This window comes from Bradyrhizobium sp. CCH5-F6 (assembly GCF_001556045.1).
GTDB lineage: Bacteria > Pseudomonadota > Alphaproteobacteria > Rhizobiales > Xanthobacteraceae > Bradyrhizobium.
Genome location: NZ_LSIC01000107.1, coordinates 45,231 through 65,056, shown reverse-complemented (window position 1 = coordinate 65,056; position 19,826 = coordinate 45,231). Strand labels below are relative to the sequence as shown.

General features: G+C 65.5%; 19 protein-coding genes. 14 read left to right on the top strand and 5 right to left on the bottom strand.

Annotation, left to right across the window (positions count from 1 at the left end):
* The 3 genes from AX729_RS19555 to AX729_RS19545 all read left to right on the top strand — a co-directional run.
* The coding region (locus AX729_RS19555; protein ID WP_061025952.1) for a xanthine dehydrogenase family protein molybdopterin-binding subunit at nucleotides 1–1,680 on the top strand (1,680 nt) is incomplete at its 5' end.
* A gap of 162 nt (nucleotides 1,681–1,842) precedes the next feature.
* A complete protein-coding gene (locus AX729_RS19550) occupies nucleotides 1,843–2,289 on the top strand; it encodes a c-type cytochrome (RefSeq protein WP_061025950.1) in 447 nt (148 codons plus the stop codon).
* A gap of 287 nt (nucleotides 2,290–2,576) precedes the next feature.
* Nucleotides 2,577–3,860 carry a cystathionine gamma-synthase family protein gene (locus AX729_RS19545; protein WP_061025948.1) on the top strand — a complete coding sequence of 428 codons (1,284 nt, stop codon included), beginning with the start codon at nucleotides 2,577–2,579 and terminating at the stop codon, nucleotides 3,858–3,860.
* Between the two features lie 68 nt (nucleotides 3,861–3,928).
* On the opposite strand, the gene AX729_RS19540 is transcribed toward AX729_RS19545, so the two are convergent.
* Complete coding sequence (locus AX729_RS19540) at nucleotides 3,929–4,345, bottom strand: CHRD domain-containing protein (protein WP_061025947.1); 417 nt, start codon at nucleotides 4,343–4,345, stop codon at nucleotides 3,929–3,931.
* Nucleotides 4,346–4,500: 155 nt separating this feature from the next.
* Here AX729_RS19540 and AX729_RS19535 point away from each other — a divergent pair, with 155 nt between their 5' ends.
* A complete protein-coding gene (locus AX729_RS19535; RefSeq protein WP_061025944.1) occupies nucleotides 4,501–5,427 on the top strand; it encodes a c-type cytochrome in 927 nt (308 codons plus the stop codon).
* 11 nt (nucleotides 5,428–5,438) lie between these two features.
* Here AX729_RS19535 and AX729_RS19530 read toward each other — a convergent pair whose 3' ends face one another.
* A complete protein-coding gene (locus tag AX729_RS19530; RefSeq protein ID WP_018642903.1) occupies nucleotides 5,439–5,684 on the bottom strand; it encodes an Lrp/AsnC ligand binding domain-containing protein in 246 nt (81 codons plus the stop codon).
* 127 nt (nucleotides 5,685–5,811) lie between these two features.
* Between AX729_RS19530 and thiD the strand changes: the two genes are divergently transcribed.
* The 4 genes from thiD to AX729_RS19510 all read left to right on the top strand — a co-directional run bounded on the left by thiD (nucleotide 5,812) and on the right by AX729_RS19510 (nucleotide 9,804).
* Nucleotides 5,812–6,612 (top strand): bifunctional hydroxymethylpyrimidine kinase/phosphomethylpyrimidine kinase, encoded by an 801-nt coding sequence (thiD, locus tag AX729_RS19525; RefSeq protein WP_061025941.1) that lies wholly within the window; start codon nucleotides 5,812–5,814, stop codon nucleotides 6,610–6,612.
* 203 nt (nucleotides 6,613–6,815) lie between these two features.
* Nucleotides 6,816–7,628 (top strand): UDP-2,3-diacylglucosamine diphosphatase, encoded by an 813-nt coding sequence (locus AX729_RS19520; protein WP_061025940.1) that lies wholly within the window; start codon nucleotides 6,816–6,818, stop codon nucleotides 7,626–7,628.
* 13 nt (nucleotides 7,629–7,641) lie between these two features.
* Complete coding sequence (locus AX729_RS19515; RefSeq protein WP_061025937.1) at nucleotides 7,642–8,685, top strand: glycosyltransferase family 4 protein; 1,044 nt, start codon at nucleotides 7,642–7,644, stop codon at nucleotides 8,683–8,685.
* A gap of 138 nt (nucleotides 8,686–8,823) precedes the next feature.
* On the top strand, nucleotides 8,824–9,804 hold the full coding sequence (locus AX729_RS19510; RefSeq protein ID WP_061025936.1) for a threonine/serine dehydratase family protein: 981 nt from the start codon (nucleotides 8,824–8,826) through the stop codon (nucleotides 9,802–9,804).
* A gap of 267 nt (nucleotides 9,805–10,071) precedes the next feature.
* Here the strand turns inward: AX729_RS19510 and AX729_RS19505 are convergent, their stop codons facing one another.
* On the bottom strand, nucleotides 10,072–11,871 hold the full coding sequence (locus AX729_RS19505; protein WP_061025934.1) for a caspase family protein: 1,800 nt from the start codon (nucleotides 11,869–11,871) through the stop codon (nucleotides 10,072–10,074).
* A gap of 165 nt (nucleotides 11,872–12,036) precedes the next feature.
* Between AX729_RS19505 and AX729_RS19500 the strand changes: the two genes are divergently transcribed.
* Together AX729_RS19500 and AX729_RS19495 are read left to right on the top strand one after the other, a co-directional pair.
* On the top strand, nucleotides 12,037–12,480 hold the full coding sequence (locus tag AX729_RS19500; protein ID WP_061025932.1) for an RbsD/FucU family protein: 444 nt from the start codon (nucleotides 12,037–12,039) through the stop codon (nucleotides 12,478–12,480).
* Between the two features lie 137 nt (nucleotides 12,481–12,617).
* On the top strand, nucleotides 12,618–12,977 hold the full coding sequence (locus AX729_RS19495) for a hypothetical protein (protein WP_061025969.1): 360 nt from the start codon (nucleotides 12,618–12,620) through the stop codon (nucleotides 12,975–12,977).
* A gap of 159 nt (nucleotides 12,978–13,136) precedes the next feature.
* Here AX729_RS19495 and AX729_RS19490 read toward each other — a convergent pair whose 3' ends face one another.
* Nucleotides 13,137–14,552 (bottom strand): hypothetical protein, encoded by a 1,416-nt coding sequence (locus tag AX729_RS19490; protein ID WP_061025930.1) that lies wholly within the window; start codon nucleotides 14,550–14,552, stop codon nucleotides 13,137–13,139.
* Between the two features lie 75 nt (nucleotides 14,553–14,627).
* Here AX729_RS19490 and AX729_RS19485 point away from each other — a divergent pair, with 75 nt between their 5' ends.
* A complete protein-coding gene (locus tag AX729_RS19485) occupies nucleotides 14,628–15,755 on the top strand; it encodes an MFS transporter (RefSeq protein WP_061025928.1) in 1,128 nt (375 codons plus the stop codon).
* Here the strand turns inward: AX729_RS19485 and dgcA are convergent.
* Nucleotides 15,725–16,720 (bottom strand): N-acetyl-D-Glu racemase DgcA, encoded by a 996-nt coding sequence (gene dgcA, locus AX729_RS19480; protein ID WP_061025925.1) that lies wholly within the window; start codon nucleotides 16,718–16,720, stop codon nucleotides 15,725–15,727. The two genes, AX729_RS19485 and dgcA, sit on opposite strands and share 31 nt — an antisense overlap.
* A gap of 134 nt (nucleotides 16,721–16,854) precedes the next feature.
* Between dgcA and AX729_RS19475 the strand changes: the two genes are divergently transcribed.
* From AX729_RS19475 to AX729_RS19465, 3 genes are read left to right on the top strand one after another with little or no spacing between them, the layout of a single operon-like run.
* On the top strand, nucleotides 16,855–17,988 hold the full coding sequence (locus AX729_RS19475; RefSeq protein ID WP_061025923.1) for an MlaE family ABC transporter permease: 1,134 nt from the start codon (nucleotides 16,855–16,857) through the stop codon (nucleotides 17,986–17,988).
* A gap of 2 nt (nucleotides 17,989–17,990) precedes the next feature.
* Nucleotides 17,991–18,761 carry an ABC transporter ATP-binding protein gene (locus AX729_RS19470; RefSeq protein ID WP_061025921.1) on the top strand — a complete coding sequence of 257 codons (771 nt, stop codon included), beginning with the start codon at nucleotides 17,991–17,993 and terminating at the stop codon, nucleotides 18,759–18,761.
* Nucleotides 18,762–18,790: 29 nt separating this feature from the next.
* On the top strand, nucleotides 18,791–19,666 hold the full coding sequence (locus AX729_RS19465) for an MlaD family protein (protein WP_061025920.1): 876 nt from the start codon (nucleotides 18,791–18,793) through the stop codon (nucleotides 19,664–19,666).
* Nucleotides 19,667–19,826 lie beyond the last annotated feature (160 nt).

The following is a 19,826-nucleotide window of genomic DNA, read 5'->3' as shown; positions in this document are numbered from 1 at the left end:
CGTGATCATCTGACGCTGACGGTCGGCAGCCAGGGCAGCCATCGCCTGCGCGACATCCTTTGCCAGAACGTGCTCAACATCCCTCCCGACAAGATGCGGGTGATCTGCCCCGACGTCGGCGGCGGTTTCGGCACGAAACTGTTTCCGTACCGGGAATACGCCCTGATGGCCGTCGCGGCGCGGCAGCTGAAGAAGGCGGTGAAGTGGGCGGCCGATCGCACCGAGCATTTCATGGGCGATGCGCAGGGCCGCGACAACGTCACCACCGCGAAGATGGCGCTGGCCGAGGACGGCAAGTTCCTGGCGATGGACTGCGACCTGATGGGCGACATGGGCGCTTATCTGTCGACCTTCGGGCCCTACATCCCGCATGGCGGCGCCGGCATGCTGCCGGGGCTTTACGACATCCAGGCGTTCCACTGCCGGGTGCGCACCATCTTCACCAACAGCGTGCCGGTCGACGCCTATCGCGGCGCAGGCCGGCCTGAGGCGGCCTATGTCATCGAGCGCCTGGTCGATGCCTGCGCGCGCAAGCTCGACATGACGCCGGACGCGATCCGCCGCAAGAACTTCATCCAGCCGAAGGCGCTGCCGTACAAGACCGCTACCGGCAAGGTCTACGATTCCGGCGACTTCGCCGCGCATCTGAAGCGCGCGATGGAGATCGCCGAGTGGAAGGAGTTTCCCAAGCGCGCGAAGCTCGCCAAGAAGCATGGCCTGATCCGCGGCATCGGCCTTGCCAGCTATGTCGAGGTGTGCGGCACCATGGGCGAGGAGACCGCCAATGTGCGGCTCGATCCCAATGGCGACGTCACCGTTCTGATCGGCACGCAGTCGAGCGGGCAGGGGCACCAGACCGCCTATGCGCAGATCGTCGCCGAGCAGTTCGGCGTCGCGCCCGAGCGCGTCCACATCCACCAGGGCGACACCGACGAGATCGCAACGGGCCTCGGCACCGGCGGCTCGGCCTCGATTCCCTCGGGCGGCGTCAGTGTCGAACGTGCCACGCGCGAGCTCGGCCAGAAGCTGAAGGAGATCGCGGCGCAGGCGCTGGAAGCCAGCGCGGGCGACCTCGAGATTTCGGAAGGCGTGGTGCGCATCGCCGGCACCGACCGCTCGATCTCGTTCGCCGATCTCGCCAAGCGGCCGGGCGTCGATCCATCGAAGCTGAACGGCAGCGCGACCTTTGCCAGCGCCGACGGCACCTATCCGAACGGCACCCATGTCGCGGAGGTCGAGATCGATCCGGCCACCGGCATCATCAAGATCGTCAACTACGTGATCGTCGACGATTTCGGCAAGACGCTCAATCCGCTGCTGCTGGCGGGACAGGTGCATGGCGGCGCCATGCAGGGCATCGGCCAGGCGCTGATGGAGCAGGTGGTGTATGGCGCCACCGACGGCCAGCTCATCACCGCGACCTTCATGGACTACGCGCTGCCGCGCGCGGCGGACGGGCCGGCCTTCGTGTTCGAGACCAACAACATCCCCTGCAAGACCAATCCGATGGGGGTGAAGGGGGCGGGCGAGGCCGGCGCGATCGGCTCCTGCCCGGCGATCGTCAACGCCATCGTCGACGCGCTCTGGCGCGAATACAAGATCGACCACATCGACATGCCGGCAACGCCGGAGCGGGTGTGGATCGCAATCAGCGAGCATCACCGGCGCCATAGCCTGTGACCCCCAAGCAGACGCGGAACGCGTTTTGCCGGACAGGATGTCGAACCAACGATCCCTGCGCGACGATCTGTCGTCGCGCCGGGAGGGAATGAAATCTGCCAGGCGGTGTTGGCCTCATCGAGGGGTCGGCATGATCCTGCATCAGGAGAAGGATTTTTGCGAATGAAGCGAGTTTTGGTCGTTGGGGGCGCGCTGCTGCTCGGCATGGGCGCCGTTTGGGCGCAGCAGGATTCCGTCAAGGAGGTCCAGGCCTTGATGAAGGGCAACGGCAAGAACGCCGGCGCGATGTCGGCGATGGTCAAGGGCGAGAAGCCCTACGACCAGGCCACGGTGGACAGCGCGCTGGCGCAGTTCGAGGATACCGCCAAGAAGCTGCCGAACCTGTTTCCGGCCAGCGCCAAGGGCGTGAAGCTCGACGGCGACTACAGCACCTCGCCGAAGGTCTGGGAGGACAAGGCCGGCTTCGATGCGAAGATCGCGAGCTTCGCCAAGGTCGTCGGCGAAGCCAAAGCCAAGATCAAGGATCTCGACTCGCTCAAGGCGAACATGCCCGCGATCGGCAAGGAATGCGGCGGCTGCCACGAGACCTATCGCATCAAGAATGGCTGAGGCGGATACTTTCGTAGCCCGGATGAGCGAAGCGATATCCGGGAGGCCTGTGCGAGTTGATGAACCTATCCCGGATGTCGCTTTGCTCATCCGGGCTACGGGAACGGCAAGGGCGGTTGCGAAGGCAGCCGCCCTTTTTCTGTCTGCAAGGTCTGACGGATCGTTGTCCGGGCAGTTATCTTTGCACCAACGGCCGTGGCGTTGATGCGAGTCGGCGAATGCGACCGATCGATGACGTCAGGAGTTCCAGCGCGCGGCGAGGAACTGAATCAACAGCGAGACAGGCCATGGCAAAACCGTTCCCGTCCAAGACCCACATCGGCAACCACATCCTGCATCCGGAAACCTTGATGCTGACCTATGGCTATGATCCGCAATTGTCGGAAGGCGCCATCAAGCCGCCGGTGTTCCTGACTTCGACCTTCGTGTTCAAGACGGCCGAAGACGGGCAGGATTTCTTCGACTACGTCGCCGGCCGGCGCGAGCCGCCGGAAGGCATGGGCGCGGGCCTCGTCTATTCGCGCTTCAATCATCCCAACAGCGAGATCGTCGAGGACAGGCTCGCGATCTACGAGCGCACCGAGAGTTGCGCGCTGTTCTCATCCGGCATGGCGGCCATCTCCACCACCATCCTGGCGTTCGTTCGCCCCGGCGACGTCATCCTGCATTCACAGCCGCTCTATGGCGGGACGGAAACCCTGCTGACGAACACGCTTGCGCGTCTGTCGATCGGCGCCGTCGGCTTTGCGGATGGCATCGACGAGTCGGCGGTCAAGCAGGCGTCGGAGGAGGCCATGGGGAAGGGGCGGGTGTCGATGATCCTGATCGAGACGCCGGCCAATCCGACCAACGGCCTGGTCGACATCGCGATGATCCGCCGTGTTGCCGATGCGATCGGAAAGGCGCAGGGACACACGCCGATCATCGCCTGCGACAATACGCTGCTCGGGCCGGTGTTTCAGCGGCCGATCGAGCATGGCGCGGACCTCTCGCTGTATTCGCTAACCAAATATGTCGGCGGTCATTCCGATTTGATCGCGGGCGCCGCGCTCGGCTCGAAGGCGATCATGAAAGGCATCAAGGCTTTGCGCGGCGCCATCGGGACCCAGCTCGATCCGCATTCCTGCTGGATGATCAACCGTTCGCTGGAGACGCTGAGCCTGCGGATGGAGAAGGCCAACGACAATGCGCGCCTCGTGGCGGACTTCTTGCGCGATCATCCGAAGGTCGCCAAGGTCCATTACCTCGGTCATCACGAGGAGGGCTCGCCGGCCGGGCGCGCGTTTGCGAGGCAGTGTCTCGGTGCCGGATCCACCCTCTCCTTCGACATCGAAGGCGGCAAGGAGGCGGCGGTGAAGTTCCTCAACGCGCTGCAGATCCTCAAGCTGGCGGTGAGTCTTGGCGGAACGGAATCGCTTGCGAGCCTGCCCGCAACCATGACCCATTCCGGCGTTCCCGCCGACATCCGCAAGAAGATCGGCGTGCTGGATTCCACGATCCGGCTGTCGATCGGCATCGAGAACCCGTCGGACCTGATCGCCGACCTCGCCCAGGCGCTGAACGCGGCTTAAGCCCCCGGAATCGAAAAGGCCGGACGCCCCCTCCAGCGCCCGGCCTTCCGACGAAACAGCCTCGAGGCCTACTTCGTCACCTGACCGCGGATCTCGCCACCCGGGTTCGCCGCGGTGTGGATGTTGATGTAGTACTTGCCGCCGAGCAGATCGGCGGCCTGCGCGTCCGTGAGGGTCGCTTCACCCTTGACCGGGCTCGAGGCCGCGTTCGGGATCGGGACGGCAACGCCTGCGTTCTTGCCGGCGTCGGCAGGCCCGTGGAAATGCGCGGCGGTGGCGGGCCCGGAGAGGCCGGAATAAGTGACGGTCCAGGACAGTTTCTTGCTGGCGGCATCGTAGTTGAGATCGGCCGTTCCCGTGGCGCTGCTGGTCGTCGCCGGCACCTCGGCCTTGCCGTCCAGCGTTGCCTTCAGCTTTTCGGCGTTCGCGGACCCTGCAAAGGCAACGGCACCGAGCGCGAACACGGCAATGACGGACTTGTTCATGACATGACTCCCTGTTGGATCGGACGGGCTGCCAAACTTCCAACAGCCGGCATTTCAGTTTATTCCCGTCTACGGCCAGGGCGGGCTAAATTCTTCGTGGCTGGAGCCGCGACGACATCGGTCATAAGTTCGCCGCAACGAGTGAATGGGTCCGCATGTTGCAACGAACAATTCTGGTGGGGCTGCTTGCTGTGATCGCTGCTGCCGGCCTCTACTGGTGGCTCAGTGCGCCGGTGGTGGCGGCTGCGAGCGCTATTCCGGCCCGTGCGCCCGATCTCGCCAATGGCGAGGCGATGTTCAACGCCGGCGGCTGCGCGTCCTGCCATGCCGTTCCCAATCAGCCCGACCGTCTCAGGCTTGGCGCCGGTGTTGCGATCAAGTCGCCGTTCGGAACGTTCTACGCACCGAACATCTCGCCGGATCCGAACGACGGCATCGGAAAATGGACGGACGCCTATTTCGTCAACGCGATGATGCACGGGGTCTCGCCGTCAGGGCAGCACTACTTTCCGGCCTTTCCCTACACCTCGTACCAGCACGCCAGGCGGGAGGACGTGCTCGATCTGTTTGCCTATCTGAAGACGCTGCCGGCGGTTGCAGGCAAGGTGCGTGACCACGACGTCGGTTTTCCCTTCAACATCCGCCGCAATGTCGGGATCTGGAAGTTCCTGTTCATGGACGGCAAGCCTTTCATTGCCGACGGCAGCAAGTCGCCGCAGTGGAATCGCGGTGCGTATCTCGTCAACAGCTTTGGCCATTGCGCCGAATGCCACAGCCCGCGCAATGCGCTCGGCGGCATCATCTCCGGCGAGCGCTTTGCCGGCGGGCCAAATCCGGAAGGTGAAGGCTGGGTGCCGAACATCACCCAGAAGCGGCTTGGCGAGTGGAGCGCGAAGGATCTCGCCTATTTCCTCAAGACCGGCGAACTGCCCGACGGCGACAGTGTCGGCGGCGCGATGACGCGCGTGATCAAGAACACCTCGCAATTGCCGGACACAGATCTCGCGGCAATGGCGGAGTACCTCAAATCGCTGCCGCCGGTGGACGGGCCGACGCCGCCGAAACGCAAGCAGGGAAGCTAGGACAGCTCAAGCTAGCCGGTGCCGAACGCCTTGAAGGTGATGATGGTGAGGGTGTCCTGGATGCCCGGCAGCACCTGCACCTTCTCGTTCACGAAATGGCCGATGTCGGTGTCCTTGTCGACGTAGAACTTCACCAGGAGGTCGTATTGGCCGGCCGTGGAGTAGATCTCGGAGGCGATTTCGGCTTCGGCAAGCGCGTTGGCCACCGTATAGGACTGGCCGAGCTTGCATTTGATCTGGACGAAGAAAGGAACCATCGCGGGCACTCCGAAAGCGTAGCTGGCAGCTAATAGGCCAAAACCGGCCGGATTTAGCAAGCGAACTTGCTGGGTTTGGCGCGAGCTTGCTAAGACGGATCATGGCTTGGAAACGCGGAAAATCGTCATGACGACCCCGGTCGCACTCACCATCGCCGGCTCCGATTCGAGCGGCGGCGCCGGTATCCAGGCGGACCTGAAGACCTTTGCCGCGCTCGGCGTCTACGGCGCCTCCGTGATCACGGCGCTGACGGCGCAGAACACGCGCGGCGTCACCGGCATCCACGCCGTGCCGGCCGCATTCGTCACCGAGCAGATCGACGCGGTGTTCTCCGATCTCGAAATCGGAGCGGTGAAGATCGGCATGGTGGCCCAGGTCGCCAGCATCGATGCCATCGCGGCCGCTTTGTCGCGCTGGGCGCCCCGGCACGTCGTGCTCGATCCCGTCATGGTGGCGACCTCGGGCGATCGCCTGCTGGCCGCCGAAGCCGTGGATGCCCTGCGCACCAGGCTGATCCCGCTGGCCGCCGTGATCACGCCGAACCTGCCGGAGGCCGCCGCTCTGCTCGACGAGCCGGTGGCGGCAAGCGAGACCGAGATCGAAGGGCAGGGGCGCCGCCTGCTGGCGCTCGGCTGCCGCGCCGTCCTGATCAAGGGCGGGCATGGCGAGGGCGCGGAGAGCACCGACTATCTGGTTGACGCCGAAAGCACGATCGCGCTCGCTGCGCCGCGCATCGCCACCCGCAACACCCACGGCACGGGCTGCTCGCTGTCCTCGGCGATCGCGGCGGGGCTGGCCAAGGGCGAGGATCTGGACACCGCCGTGCGCAATGCCAAGGCCTGGATCAGCGCCGCGATCGGCGCCGCCGACCGCTTCAGCGTCGGACACGGCCACGGGCCGATCCATCATTTCCACAAGTTCTACTGAGACAGGCCTCGCGCGGCAGCGCGGCCGTCCACCGTGTCCCCGGGGCTGTAGGTTCTTGCGGCCCCCTGCGGCGCCATGTCGCCTGATTGTCGCATGCGACTGATATTCGCGGGGTGGGCGAGGCGAAGTTTGATTCGTATCTGAGGTGCCTCAAGGTTCAATCGGTCATCCCCCTGTCACGGGACATTGTTACAGGCTGGCGCATGGGAAGTTACGCTGTGAGTGACGAGAGCCTGGAGCGGCGCTTTCGCACCTTGTTTATCTCCGACGTTCATCTCGGAGCCCGCGGTTCTCAAGCCGACCTTCTGCTCGACTTCCTCCGCTACCATGATGCCGACACGATCTATCTCGTCGGCGACATCGTGGACGGCTGGGCGCTGAAATCGAGCTGGCACTGGCCGCAATCGCACAACGACCTCGTTCAGAAGCTGCTGCGCAAGGCGCGCAAGGGCGCCAAGATCATCTACATTCCCGGCAATCACGACGAGTTCCTGCGCAACTATTACGGCACGCATTTCGGCGGCATCGACGTCGTCGAGAACACGGTTCACACCGGCGCCGACGGCAAGCGCTATCTCGTCATCCACGGCGACATCTTCGACCTCGTGGTGCAGAACGCGCGCTGGCTCGCCCATCTCGGCGACAAGGCCTACGACTTCGCGATCCAGATGAATCGCCTGGTCAACTTCTTCCGCCGTCTGTTCGGCGTGCCCTATTGGTCGCTGTCGCAATGGGCGAAGCAGAAGGTCAAGAACGCCGTCAACTATATCGGCGCGTTCGAGCAGGCGCTCGCGGCCGAGGCGCGGCGTTACGATGCCGACGGCGTGATCTGCGGCCACATCCATTATGCCGTGATCCGCGAAGAGGCCGGCATCCGCTACATGAATTGCGGCGACTGGGTCGAGAGCTGCACCGCCCTGGTCGAGCACGACGACGGCCATTTCGAGATCATCACCTGGGCCGATCATCTGCAAAAGCCGGCGGCCGTCCCGCAGGTCGCGGCAAGAGCCGCATGACAAGGGCCACCTGATGCGCATCCTGGTCGCGACCGACGCCTGGCACCCGCAAGTCAACGGTGTGGTTCGGACGCTGACCAAGCTTGCTGACGCGGCCAAGGGGCTCGGCGTCGAATTCGCGTTCCTGACGCCGCAATCGTTCCGGACCTTCGCAATGCCGAGCTATCGCGACGTGCGGCTGGCCATGCCACGTCCGGCCCGGATCGCGAGGCTGATCGAGGAAGCACGCCCGGACAGCATCCACATCGCGACGGAAGGGCCGATCGGCCTCATGGTCCGCCGCTATTGCCGCCAGCGCAAGCTGCCGTTCACGACCAGCTTCCACACCCGTTTCCCCGAATATGTCCGCGCCCGCGTTCCGGTTCCGGGCTCGCTGATCTGGCGGGCGCTCCGGCGATTCCACAGCCCCAGCAGCGCCGTCATGGCGGCGACTCCCGCGCTCGCCTGCGAATTGACCGAGCGTGGTTTCGGCAACGTCGTGCTGTGGCCGCGCGGCGTGGACACCCGGTTGTTCCATCCCCGGGTCATTGATCTCTGCCTGCCCGAGCCCGTGTTCCTGTCGGTCGGCCGGGTCGCGGTGGAGAAGAATCTCGAGGCGTTCCTGGACCTCGATCTGCCCGGCACCAAGGTGGTCGTCGGCGACGGGCCGGCCCGCGCCGCACTGGAAGAGGCTTATCCCGAGGCGATCTTCCTCGGCGAGAAGCACGGCGAGGAACTGGCGGATATCTATGCGGCCGCCGACGTGTTCGTGTTCCCCAGCAAGACCGACACCTTCGGCCTGGTCCTGCTGGAAGCGCTCGCCAGCGGCCTGCCGGTGGCGGCCTTTCCGGTGAAGGGCCCCCGCGACGTGATCGGCGATGCGCCGGTCGGCGCGCTCGACTGCGATCTGCGCAATGCCTGCTTCGCCGCGCTCGACATCTCCCGTCAGGAGTGCGTCGCGTTTGCTGCCAACTACACCTGGGAAGCCTCGGCCCGGGTGTTTATCGACAGCATCAGGGCGGTGGGCGCGATGCTGCCCGGCCGGAACGGGGCGGAGCCGGCGCGCTTCGTCGCGTAGAGCTGCTTCCGTCCGATCGAAATAGCCTTAGATTGCTGTTTTGACGCGTTTTCTTCGCGCGAACCGCTCGAAAACGCATCGGGAATCCTCGCGTGGAGGTGTCTTGCCCGCGCTCAGGCTACCGCGATAAGGTCGGCCATGACCGAACAGCTCCCGATCGGCCCCGCCGACATCGATGCCGCAGCGCGCGTGATCGCGCCTTACGCCATCCGCACCCCGCTGTTGTCCTTTCCCGTGCTCAACGAGCGCGTCGGTGCGAAGGTCTTCCTGAAGCCCGAAATGCTCCAGCGCACCGGCTCGTTCAAGTTCCGCGGCGCCTTCAACAAGGTGTTCTCGATCCCGCAGGACAAGCGCGCCGGCGGCGTCGTCGCGTTCTCCTCGGGCAACCACGCCCAGGGCGTGGCGGCCGCGGCAAAGATCCTGGACATGCAGGCGACCATCGTGATGCCTGCGGACGCGCCGCTGTCGAAGCGTGAACGCACCAAATCCTACGGGGCCGAGGTCGTGCTGTACGATCGCGACAAGGACGACCGCGAGGCGATCTCGCGCGGCATTGCAGATAGGCGCGGTGCGACGCTGGTGAAGCCCTATGACGATCCCTTCGTGATCGCAGGGCAGGGCACCGCCGGTCGCGAGATCGCCGAGGACATGGCGAACCTCGGCCTTGCCCCGGATATCGTGGTGGCGCCGGCCTCAGGCGGTGGCCTGATCGCGGGCGTCGCGACGGCGGTGAAGGCGCGCTATCCGCTGGCCGAGATCGTGGTGGCCGAGCCCGAGGCATTCGACGATCACGGCATTTCGCTGAGCGCCGGTCATCGCGAGCCGCATCGGCCTGCAGGCCGTACCATCTGCGATGCGCTGATGGCCCTGATGCCCGGCGAGATGACGTTTGCGATCAACAGCAAGCTGCTCGCGCGCGGCGTGACCGCCTCGGACAAGGAAGTCGGCGCGGCCGTCGCGTTCGCCTATCGCGAGCTCAAGCTCGTGGTGGAGCCCGGCGGCGCCGTCGGCCTCGCCGCGCTGCTCGCCGGACGCCTCGACGTCGCGGGCAAGAACGTCGTCATCGTGCTCTCCGGCGGTAACGTCGATGCGGACCTGTTCGCCGAGCTGGTGGCCTGAGAGCGGTTTCCCCGTGGCGCATCCTTCGAGACGCCCGCTTTGGCGGGCTCCTCAGGATGAGGGCGGAATGCGCGGCGAGAGTTCAACGGGCACCGAAGCCGATTAGCCTCATCCTGAGGAGGCCGCGCAGCGGTCGTCTCGAAGGACGAGGCGTGCGCTCCAGCGGTTCCAATGGTGAAGGCGAGCTGATCGTATTATCTATCCTCGACATGAAGAAGGGACAGAGCGTTCCCGCTCTGCCCTTTGTCGTGTGCGCTTTCCGTGAGCTTAGCGCATGAAGCCGCCGCGGCGGTTGCCGCCACCGGTCATGCTCGGCGCCTGGTTCATGGACTGGCGGAAGTTGCTGTTGCTGCTGACCATGCGGTTCGGCGTCGCGTTGAACTGCGGACGATTGTTCAGCACCTGCGCCTTGTTCACCGGACTGGTATTGGGCTTCACGATGCCGGTGTTGCCGTTGTTGATGCGGATCGGGCGGTTCTGCGTCTGAACATTGACCGGCTTCCCGTCGATCTTCGCGTCGCCCTTGCCGACATTCACCGGCATGCTCACGATCTTGCCCGGCTTGACGCTGCCGACCTCCGGCTTGTTGTTGGTCGCCGGCAGGGTCACGATCTTGCCGATGCCGCCATTGGCGTTGGTCGTGTTGTTCGGCGCAGGCAGGGTGACGATCTTGCCCGGGGTCTGCGACGGCGTACCGCTCTGCTGACCCGGCTGGTTGTTGCCCGAGGGCAGGGTGATGATGTGGCCGCCATTGCCGAGCTTGCCGATGACGTTGCCGTCGATCGGTTTCTGCGCGACCGGCAGGTTACCGTTCGCCTGCGCGCCGTTACCCTGCTGCATCAGCGGCATGTATTTGGGCTGGCCGAGATTCCCGATCTTGAGGATCGGGGCAATGTTCTGCGGCGCGAGGAACTTGGTCGCCTGCATCAGGGGGATCTGCTTCGGCTGCTCCTGCAGCTTCAGCGCCACTTGCGCGTAGGGGCTGTTGCCGTAGCTGTCATAGAAGCTCTTGTAGGCAAGCGGCGAGTTCGCGAGCACAGCCTTGTGCCAGGCCTGCGAGATCAGGAGATTCTTGAGCAGCCAGCGCACGTGATCGCACAGCGGATCGTGCGGATACATCCGGATGAACTCCTGATAGTATTCCGGGCGGCCCTCGGACACGACGTAGTCATAGGCCTGGCGCGTCGAGCGGCTCGGCAGGTTGGAGGCCATCTGCACAACCGGCGCCTTGATCGGCGCGCGGTTGGCGGCAACCGCGGTGTCACCGAAGAAGGTGAAGTCGCTCGTCAGCGACGAGCTCTCCCAAGGGATCTGCGCGCCGCTGGTGGTCTGGTTCACCTGAAGGCGCACGCGCTTGAACAGCTGCTCGATCGGCACGTTAGGTTCGCGCGCGACGTTCAGGAAGGCCTGCGTGTAAGGGCTGTGACCGTTGGTGCCGTCGAGCGCTTCGGCGCCCGGCGCGGTCGAGTAGCCGACGATCGAGCCGTTCGGTGCGTCCACGATGGCAAGGCCCCGGCCGGCGTCATTGACCTGAGGGAACGGGTTGTTGCGGCAGGCATCGAGGATGACGATGCGCATGCGGCTCGGGATCGTCTCCAGCGTCGACATCACGTCGACGAGGCGCACCGAATTGTTGACGAGCTCGGTGGGGCTGGAGATCTTCGCGTCCACGGGAACGAGATAATTCTCGCCGGCGAGCTGCACGCCGTGACCGGCGTAGTAGACCATCGCCACGGTGTTCGGACCACGCGTCGCGACCTTGGCGGAGAAGTCCTGGACGACGCGCAGCATGTCGTTCTGCGTCAGGTCGGTCGCGGCGACCACTTCGAAGCCGGCGGAGTTCAGGAACTGCGCCATGGCTTGCGCGTCATCGTCGGGATTCGCAAGCTGCGGCGCGTTCTGGTAGTTCGCATTGCCGATCACCAGCGCCACCCGCTGCTCCGGGCCTTGCAACGCGGTGGGAGCCGGGACAACCGGGGCAACTTGCGCGGAAACGGGCCCGCAGGTGAAGCCGAACAGGCTTCCCAACAGGCTCGCCGTCATCAGGAAAGGCTTTAGGCGGAACATGGCGTGCTCCTTTGGCACTCATCTCGATGCGAGATTGGTTGCGACGAAGCTTGGCCGCGTTCGAGCCTGTGGTCCGTGATCCCTATCACCATGGCCGCGTACGTGATCTGAATCACGCTTGGAACCTGCTATGGTTAGCGATTGATTGGGAGGATAGTCCGTCACATGCTGAAATCGATCGATCCGATCCTGACGCCCGACCTTCTCTGGCTGCTCGCCGCGATGGGCCATGGCGACGACCTCGTTTTCGTCGATGCCAATCACCCGGCCACCCGCATCGCGCAAAGCACCTCATCGCAGCGCCTGATCCAGCTGCCGGGCATGAGCATGGAGGTCGCCATCCGTGCCATCATGTCGGTGTATCCGCTCGACGATTTCGATCCCGATCCGGTCCGCGTGATGATGCCGGTCGACGATCCCGATCGCGTGCCCGAGGTGCAGCATGCGGTGCTGGCGGAGATCGCGCGCGCCGCCGGTCACCCCGTCACACCCGGCAAGCTCTCACGCTCGGATTTTTATCGCGCGGCGGCGGCAGGCTTTGGGGTCGTTCAGGTCGGGGATAGCAGGGGCTATGGCTGCTTCCTGATCAGGAAGGGCGTGATCAGCTAGCGGAGCCGCGTTCGATCGACGCACCGCTTACTGTAAGGTGGATGCGATCGTCTTGTGTGAGGTTCCTGCGCATGGCTACGTTCATCCGCACTCGAATTTGAATGGCCTTCCAGCAAACGGGCATCTATGGTCGATGCATGTCCCGCCTTGTGTGTCTATTCGTTGCTGCCATCCTGTCGCTGCTGCCTGCTATCGCGCCCGCCGAGCCCGTGCAAAAGCGTCCCAAGCCGGTTTGGAAGGGCTATGGCTTCCTGCCGGGCTATCGTCAGCCGCTGAGCAACAGCATTCCGCTCTACAAGCAGAAGGACGCGATGCGGCGCATGTCGCGCGCCGACCGCCGCCATTGGTACATCGACCCGGTTCCGCAATATTACCGCTGGGATGGCGAGTGGCACTATTTCGGCCGCCCCGGCTTCAACGGCGGCCGCTACAATGGCGGCAGCTTCGGGCCGTGCTGGACGCGAACGCCGATCGGGCCGATCTGGAATTGCGGGTGAGCGGGTAAGCCAAGCTGCGGACGACCTCGATCGGTCCGACGGTCGCCGCGTTCTCAGCACGTCATTGCGAGCGCAGCGAAGCAATCCAGAATCCCACCGCGGAAAGACTCTGGATTGCTTCGCTGCGCTCGCAATGACGCGGAGAGAACGTACGCTTCCTTACGAGAAGAACGCGATCTTCTCGGCCTGGGTCATGCGGCGGATCGGCGCGAGCGGGTCGTTGGCCGGCGCGCGTGGCTTTTGCAGGATGCCGCTGGCTAGAATGGTGGCGCCGAGCGAGGGCTCGGGCGAGGACGTAGACAGGGGCGAGGGCATCGGCAGCGCCGCGCTCGGCGCTGCGGCGAATGTCGCCGTCGCGGCCACCATGGCCGGGGCCGGCTGCTCCATCACCTCGGCGGCGGCCTCCGCAATGGCGTCGGTGAGGCGGGCGAGCGAATCCATCGCGATCGGCGCGTCCGCGGCGGGCTCTTCCGCGACCGCTGCGACGACCGGCTCGGGCGCGATCGGCTCCGCGGCAACGGGAGTTGCCATTTCCGCCGCCATCGGCTCTGGAATGGCCGCCTCCATCTCCGCCGGCTCGATGATCGCGTCGAATTCCGGATCGGGCGCGGCCATCTCCAGCGCGATGGCATCGAGGATGGCTTCGTCTTCGGCTTCCGCGGCGGTGTCGAGCGAGAACTCGTCGGTCACTTCTGCGAAAGCAGCCGGCTCGGCCTCTGCGAGCGGCGCTTCGTGAGCGACGTCGTCACCCGCGGTGTTGTCGAGCGCGGAATGATGGAGCGCAGAATCTTCAGACGCAGTCCGGCTTTCAGGCGCGCTTTCCGGCGCGGCGGCGTTCATTCCCTGCTCGGCAGCGGCGAACGTATCAGCGACGCCAGCTGCTTCGGGTTCCGGAGCCACGGCGATGTCCTGCGGCGTCTCCGTAAAAGCCACGGGGGTTTCGTTTGCCACCGCGCTACGCACGACCTCCGCAGGCGGCACGTCCGCCGTTGAAGACGGTGCCCCCTTCCTGGGAGCCGGCGCCGCCTGCGGCGTTGCGCCGCCGTCGAGCTGCTCGACCCGATCCTTCAGCAGATCGAAGGCGGCCTTGAGCTCGGCGCGGGGATCGAGGGTCGACACCTGTCCGAAGGCAGCCTCGATCGACGCGAGCTGCGAATCGATGAGGTCGCAGATTCGCCCGTCGGCGCCGATCTCGCGCCAGCGCCAGGAGATCTCCTTGATGATGCGCACCCCGCGCGGGATCGGCGCGAGGCTTGCCTCGATCGCCGCGGGATCGAACGCCGCGATCGCGATCGCCTCGGCCTCACCGATGGCGCGGCGGATCTCGACCAGCGCCTCGGGCAGACGGTCCTCGACGACGGGTTGCCGCTGTGCCGCAAGGGTTTCTTCGATCCTGGCGACCGCGTCCAGCACCATGCTTGTGTCGGCATTGCGGTTGCGCTTGGCGTATTCGCCGAGGAACCAGCGGCCGCGCGCGGTCTCCATGAAGGCTTCGCGGATCGCGTCGTAATCCTGCTCGTTCGGCTCGGCCGCGCGGGCAGACATGGGCGAGAGGGCGAATGCTTCGTTGGCCATGACAATCTCGTCGCGCAAATCAGTACGCGTTACTGTAACGATCACCACGATATCGACCGAATCGCAATTGGTTTGATGGCGCCCGAATCACAAATCCCCATCGCAACGGCGCAGAAGCGGCGATTCGCCGTGAGTCTTGCGGTGTTCTATTCGGCCTTCTTTGCGGTTCTCGGCACGCATATGCCGTTCTTCCCGGTTTGGCTCAAGGCGATTGGTATCGACGCAGCCTGGATCGGACTCATCAACGCGCTGCCGGCGATCACGCGCTTCACCACGCTGCCGCAGGTCACGGCCTTCGCCGAGAAGCGACATGCCATCCGCGCCGCCATCATGGTGTCAGTGCTGGCGACGGCGATCGGGTTTTCGGTCGTCGGTCTGCAGCAGCAGCCGCTGGCGCTGTTCCTGATCTACGCGCTGACCTGCATGATGTGGACGCCCACGATGCCGCTGACGGATGCCTATGCGCTGCGCGGTGTCGCGCGCTACGGCCTCGACTACGGACCCTTGCGGCTATGGGGCTCGGCGGCGTTCGCGGCAGGATCGCTCGCCTGCGGCTATCTCGTCGACCTCATCGCACCGCGCGACCTGATCTGGGTCATCGTCGCCTGGGCCGTCGTCGCGGTTCTCGCCAGCCTGCTGCTTCAGCCGCTCGACGATCTCGGGCGGAGGGCGCCGGAGAGGCATGCCGGCAAGGCGCTGCTGCGCGATGCCGCCTTCTGGGCGGTGATCGCATCGGCGGCGTTGATCCAGAGCAGCCACATCGCCTTCTATACCTTCTCGGCGATCAACTGGCAGCTTCAGGGTCTCAGCGGACTGACCATCGCGACACTGTGGACTCTGGGCGTGATCGCCGAGATCGTCGTGTTCGCGCTGTCGCCGCCCGCCAGTGAGCCGCCACTTGCGCTGCTCGCGATCGCCCAACTCGGCCACGGCTTCAGCTTCGGCATGACCATCCTCGGCACCATGAACCTGCTGGTGCAGCGCGTGCCGCAGCACCAGATCGCGCGCGGGCAGGGCTACTACGCCGCGTGCAACGGCCTTCTGGGCGCTGCGACCTCGATCGCGTCGGGCGCGATCTACGCCCGCGTCGGCGACGGCCTGTATTACGTGATGGCCGCGATGGCAGCCGCCGGTGCGGTTCTGATCTGGTCGGCGCGGCACCGGCTCAAGGCTCATCCCCAGAGCGAAGAGTCAGGCGGATAGACCAGACTGCCGTCGTAACGCAGGCCGTGGTCGCGGTCGCGCGCCAGCAGCAGCGGGCCGTCGAGATCGACGAAGCGGGCCTGCGGCGTCACCAGCATGGCCGGAGCCATCGACAGCGAGGTCGCCACCATGCAGCCGATCATGATCTCGAAGCCGAGCGCCTGCGCAGCGTCGGCCATGGCGAGCGCCTCGGTGAGGCCGCCGGTCTTGTCGAGCTTGATGTTCACGGCGTCGTAGCGTTCGCGCAAGGGCGCGAGCGATGAACGGTCATGCACGCTCTCGTCGGCGCAGACCGCGAGCGGGCGCCTGATCCGCGCCAGCGCCTCGTCCTTGCCTGCCGGCAGCGGCTGCTCCACCAGGGTCACGCCCGCTGCGGCACAGGCGGCGAGGTTGTGCTCCAGATTGGCCTCGGTCCAGGCCTCGTTGGCATCGACGATCAGCTCGGATTCGGAAGCGGCCTTGCGCACCGCCGCGATCCGCTGGGGATCGCCGTCGCCGCCGAGCTTGACCTTGAGCAGCGGCCGGTGCGCCGCTTTGGCGGTCGCCGCCGCCATGGCCTCGGGGGCAGCTAACGAAATCGTGTAGGCGGTGGTGCGCTCTCGGGGCGTCGGGCGATCCAGCAGGTCCCAGGCCCGCAGGCCGGCCGCCTTGGCCTCGAGGTCAATCAGGGCGCAATCCAGGGCGTTGCGAGCGGCACCGGGCGGCATGGCGGCCTGGAGGGCCTGCCGCGTGAGCCCGCCCGCCACGGCTTCCTGCATGCCCAGGATGGCGGCCAGCGTCGCCTCGGGCGTCTCACCGTAGCGGGGATAGGGCACGCACTCGCCGCGGCCGGTCAGGCCATCCCGGCTTACCTCCGCCAGGACGGTCACGGCCTCGGTTTTGGCCCCTCGGCTGATGGTGAAGCTGCCCGCGATCGGGAAGCGCTCGATTCGCGCCGCCAGGGCCGCAAATTTCATGGAAGTCATTTTGAACTCTGGCGAAATCTGAACCTGCTAGTTACCTGTATCAACTAACGTTAACCACTTGGGGATACCTTCTCTGGGTAAGGGCGCGTGCGCAACCATCTGATTTTCTCCGCCCCGGTACGGGAGCGGACATTTTGAGCAGCGATCCGAAGCTGGAGCGGATTGCCAAGGGCAACGCGCTGGCACTTTGCGCTACCGGCACCTGGACGGCGAGCTTCGCGCCGGTCCTGGAGCGGATGGTGGCTGACGCCGAAAAGCTCGCAGGCGGTTCGCAAAGCATCTTCATCGACGTGTCGGAGGTCGCCAAGCTCGACACCTTCGGCGCCTGGCTGATCGAGCGGCTGCGCCGCAGCCTGACCCAAGGCGCCGTCGAGGCGCAGATCGCCGGCCTCTCGGCCAATTATTCCAGCCTCGTCGACGAGGTACGGCGGGTCAGGGCGGCGCCCGTGGCCGACAGCAACGCGATCACGATCACCGGCATGCTGGAGCAGATCGGCCGGGGCGTGGCCGGCGTCGCCGGGACCGTGGCTGGCCTCGTCGACATGCTCGGCGCGGTGCTCGCGGCCGGCTTTCGCGTCCTGATCCATCCGAGCTCGCTTCGCCTGACCTCGACGGTGCACCACATGGAGCAGGTCTGCTGGCGGGCGGTGCCGATCGTCGTGCTGATCACGTTCCTGATCGGCTGCATCATCGCGCAACAAGGTATTTTCCATTTCCGCCGCTTCGGCGCCGACATCTTCGTCGTCGACATGCTCGGCGTCCTGGTGCTGCGCGAGATCGGCGTGCTGCTGGTCGCGATCATGGTCGCGGGCCGATCGGGCAGCGCCTACACCGCCGAGCTCGGCTCGATGAAGATGCGCGAGGAGATCGACGCGCTGCGTACCATGGGCTTCGACCCGATCGAGGTTCTGGTGCTGCCGCGCATGCTGGCGCTGGTCCTGGCGCTGCCGATCCTCGCTTTCCTCGGCGCGATGGCGGCGCTCTATGGCGGAGGCCTCGTCGCCTGGCTCTATGGCGGCGTCCAGCCCGAGGCCTTCCTGCTGCGCCTGCGCGACGCCATCTCGATCGATCATTTCATCGTCGGCATCGTCAAGGCACCCGTGATGGCGGCCGTGATCGGCATCGTTGCCTGCGTCGAGGGGCTCGCCGTGCAGGGCAGCGCGGAGTCGCTGGGCCAGCACACCACGGCATCGGTGGTGAAGGGCATCTTCTTCGTCATCGTCATGGACGGCGTGTTCGCCATCTTCTTCGCCTCGATCGGGATGTGACGATGGCAGGCGAAGCTCAAAATCCCATCATCCGTGTCCGCGACATCACCGTGCAGTTCGGTACGACGCGCGTGCTCGACGGCCTCAACCTCGACGTCAAGCGCGGCGAGATCCTCGGTTTCGTCGGCCCCTCGGGCGCGGGCAAGTCGGTGCTCACGCGCACCATCATCGGCCTCGTGCCCAAGGTCGCGGGCTCCATCGAAGTGTTCGGCGTCGATCTCGATTCCTCCAGCACGTCGCAGCGGCGAAGCGTCGAGCGGCGCTGGGGCGTGCTGTTTCAGCAAGGCGCGCTGTTCTCCTCGCTCACGGTGCGGCAGAACATCCAGTTTCCGATGCGCGAATATTTGCGCGTCTCGCAGCGGCTGATGGACGAGATCACCATGGCCAAGCTCACCATGGTCGGGCTCAAGCCCGAGGTTGCCGAACGTTTCCCGTCCGAGCTCTCCGGCGGCATGATCAAGCGCGTGGCGCTGGCGCGCGCGCTGTCGCTCGATCCGGACCTCGTCTTCCTGGACGAGCCGACCTCGGGCCTCGACCCGATCGGCGCCGGCGATTTCGATGAGCTGGTACGGACCCTCCAGCGCACTTTGGGGCTGACGGTTTTCATGGTAACGCACGACCTCGACAGCCTATACACAGCATGCGACCGCATCGCCGTTTTAGGGAACGGTAAGATCATTGCGGCAGGGTCGATCGCCGACATGCAGGCCTCGCAGCATCCCTGGCTGAGGCAGTATTTTCATGGCAAGCGCGCCCGCGCGGTCATGGGTTGAGTAGCTGGGTCGAGTAGCCGGAGCACCTGATGGAAACGCGGGCGAATTACGTCCTGATCGGATCGTTCACGCTGGCTGTGATCGCCGCCGCGATCGGCTTCGTGCTGTGGTTCCAGTCGCTGCACACCACCAAGCAGCGCAGTCCCTTGCGCGTCGTGTTCGAGGGTCCGGCGGCCGGCCTGCGCAATGGCGGCAGCGTCAATTTCAACGGTATCAGGGTGGGCGAGGTGGTCTCGGTGAAGCTGGACAACCCGCGGCGGGTTGTCGCACTCGCCATGATCGAGAACAACGCCCCGATCCGCAAGGACACGCTGGTCGGCCTGGAATTCCAGGGCCTCACGGGCGTCGCCGCGATCTCGCTCAAGGGCGGCGAGGAGGCCGCGGCGCCGCCGCCGCTCGACCAGGACGGCATCCCGACGCTGACGGCGGACCCGAACAAGCTCCAGGACGTCACCGAGGCGATCCGCGGCACGCTGCAGAACATCAACAAGATCGTCGCCGACAATCAGGAAACGGTGAAGAACTCGCTGAAGAATCTCGAGACCTTCACCAACTCGCTGGCGCGCAATTCCGAGAAGATCGACGGCGTGATGGCCAAGGTCGACGGCGTGATGCTCAAGGCCGACAGTCTCATGCTCGGCCTCAACACGCTGGCCGGCGGCAAGGACGGCGGCGAGCTGTTCCAGGCGGTGAAGTCGATCCGCGAGCTCGCCGAGGACTTCGACAAGCGCTCCGGCGCGCTGATGAACGACGGCCGCCGCACTCTCGCCGACATCAGCCGCGCCGTGAACAATTTCGACCGCAATCCGACCCGCGTGCTGTTCGGCGCCAGCAACTCGTCGCAGCCGGCGCCCGCGCCCGAGCCGCCGAAGCCGGCGGCAGCGCCCGCGCCCAGGCGGCAGTAGGCGCGGTCCTCGTCTCCTCCCGAGCGACAGCTCTCGTGTCCCGGACGCGCTGCAGCCCGCAACGCTGCTGCGCAGAGCTGGGGCTCAGAAGGCAACACGGCGCAATGCCGCGAGATGGGCCCCGGCGCTGCGCTGCGTCCGGGGCAGACGCGCAAACAAA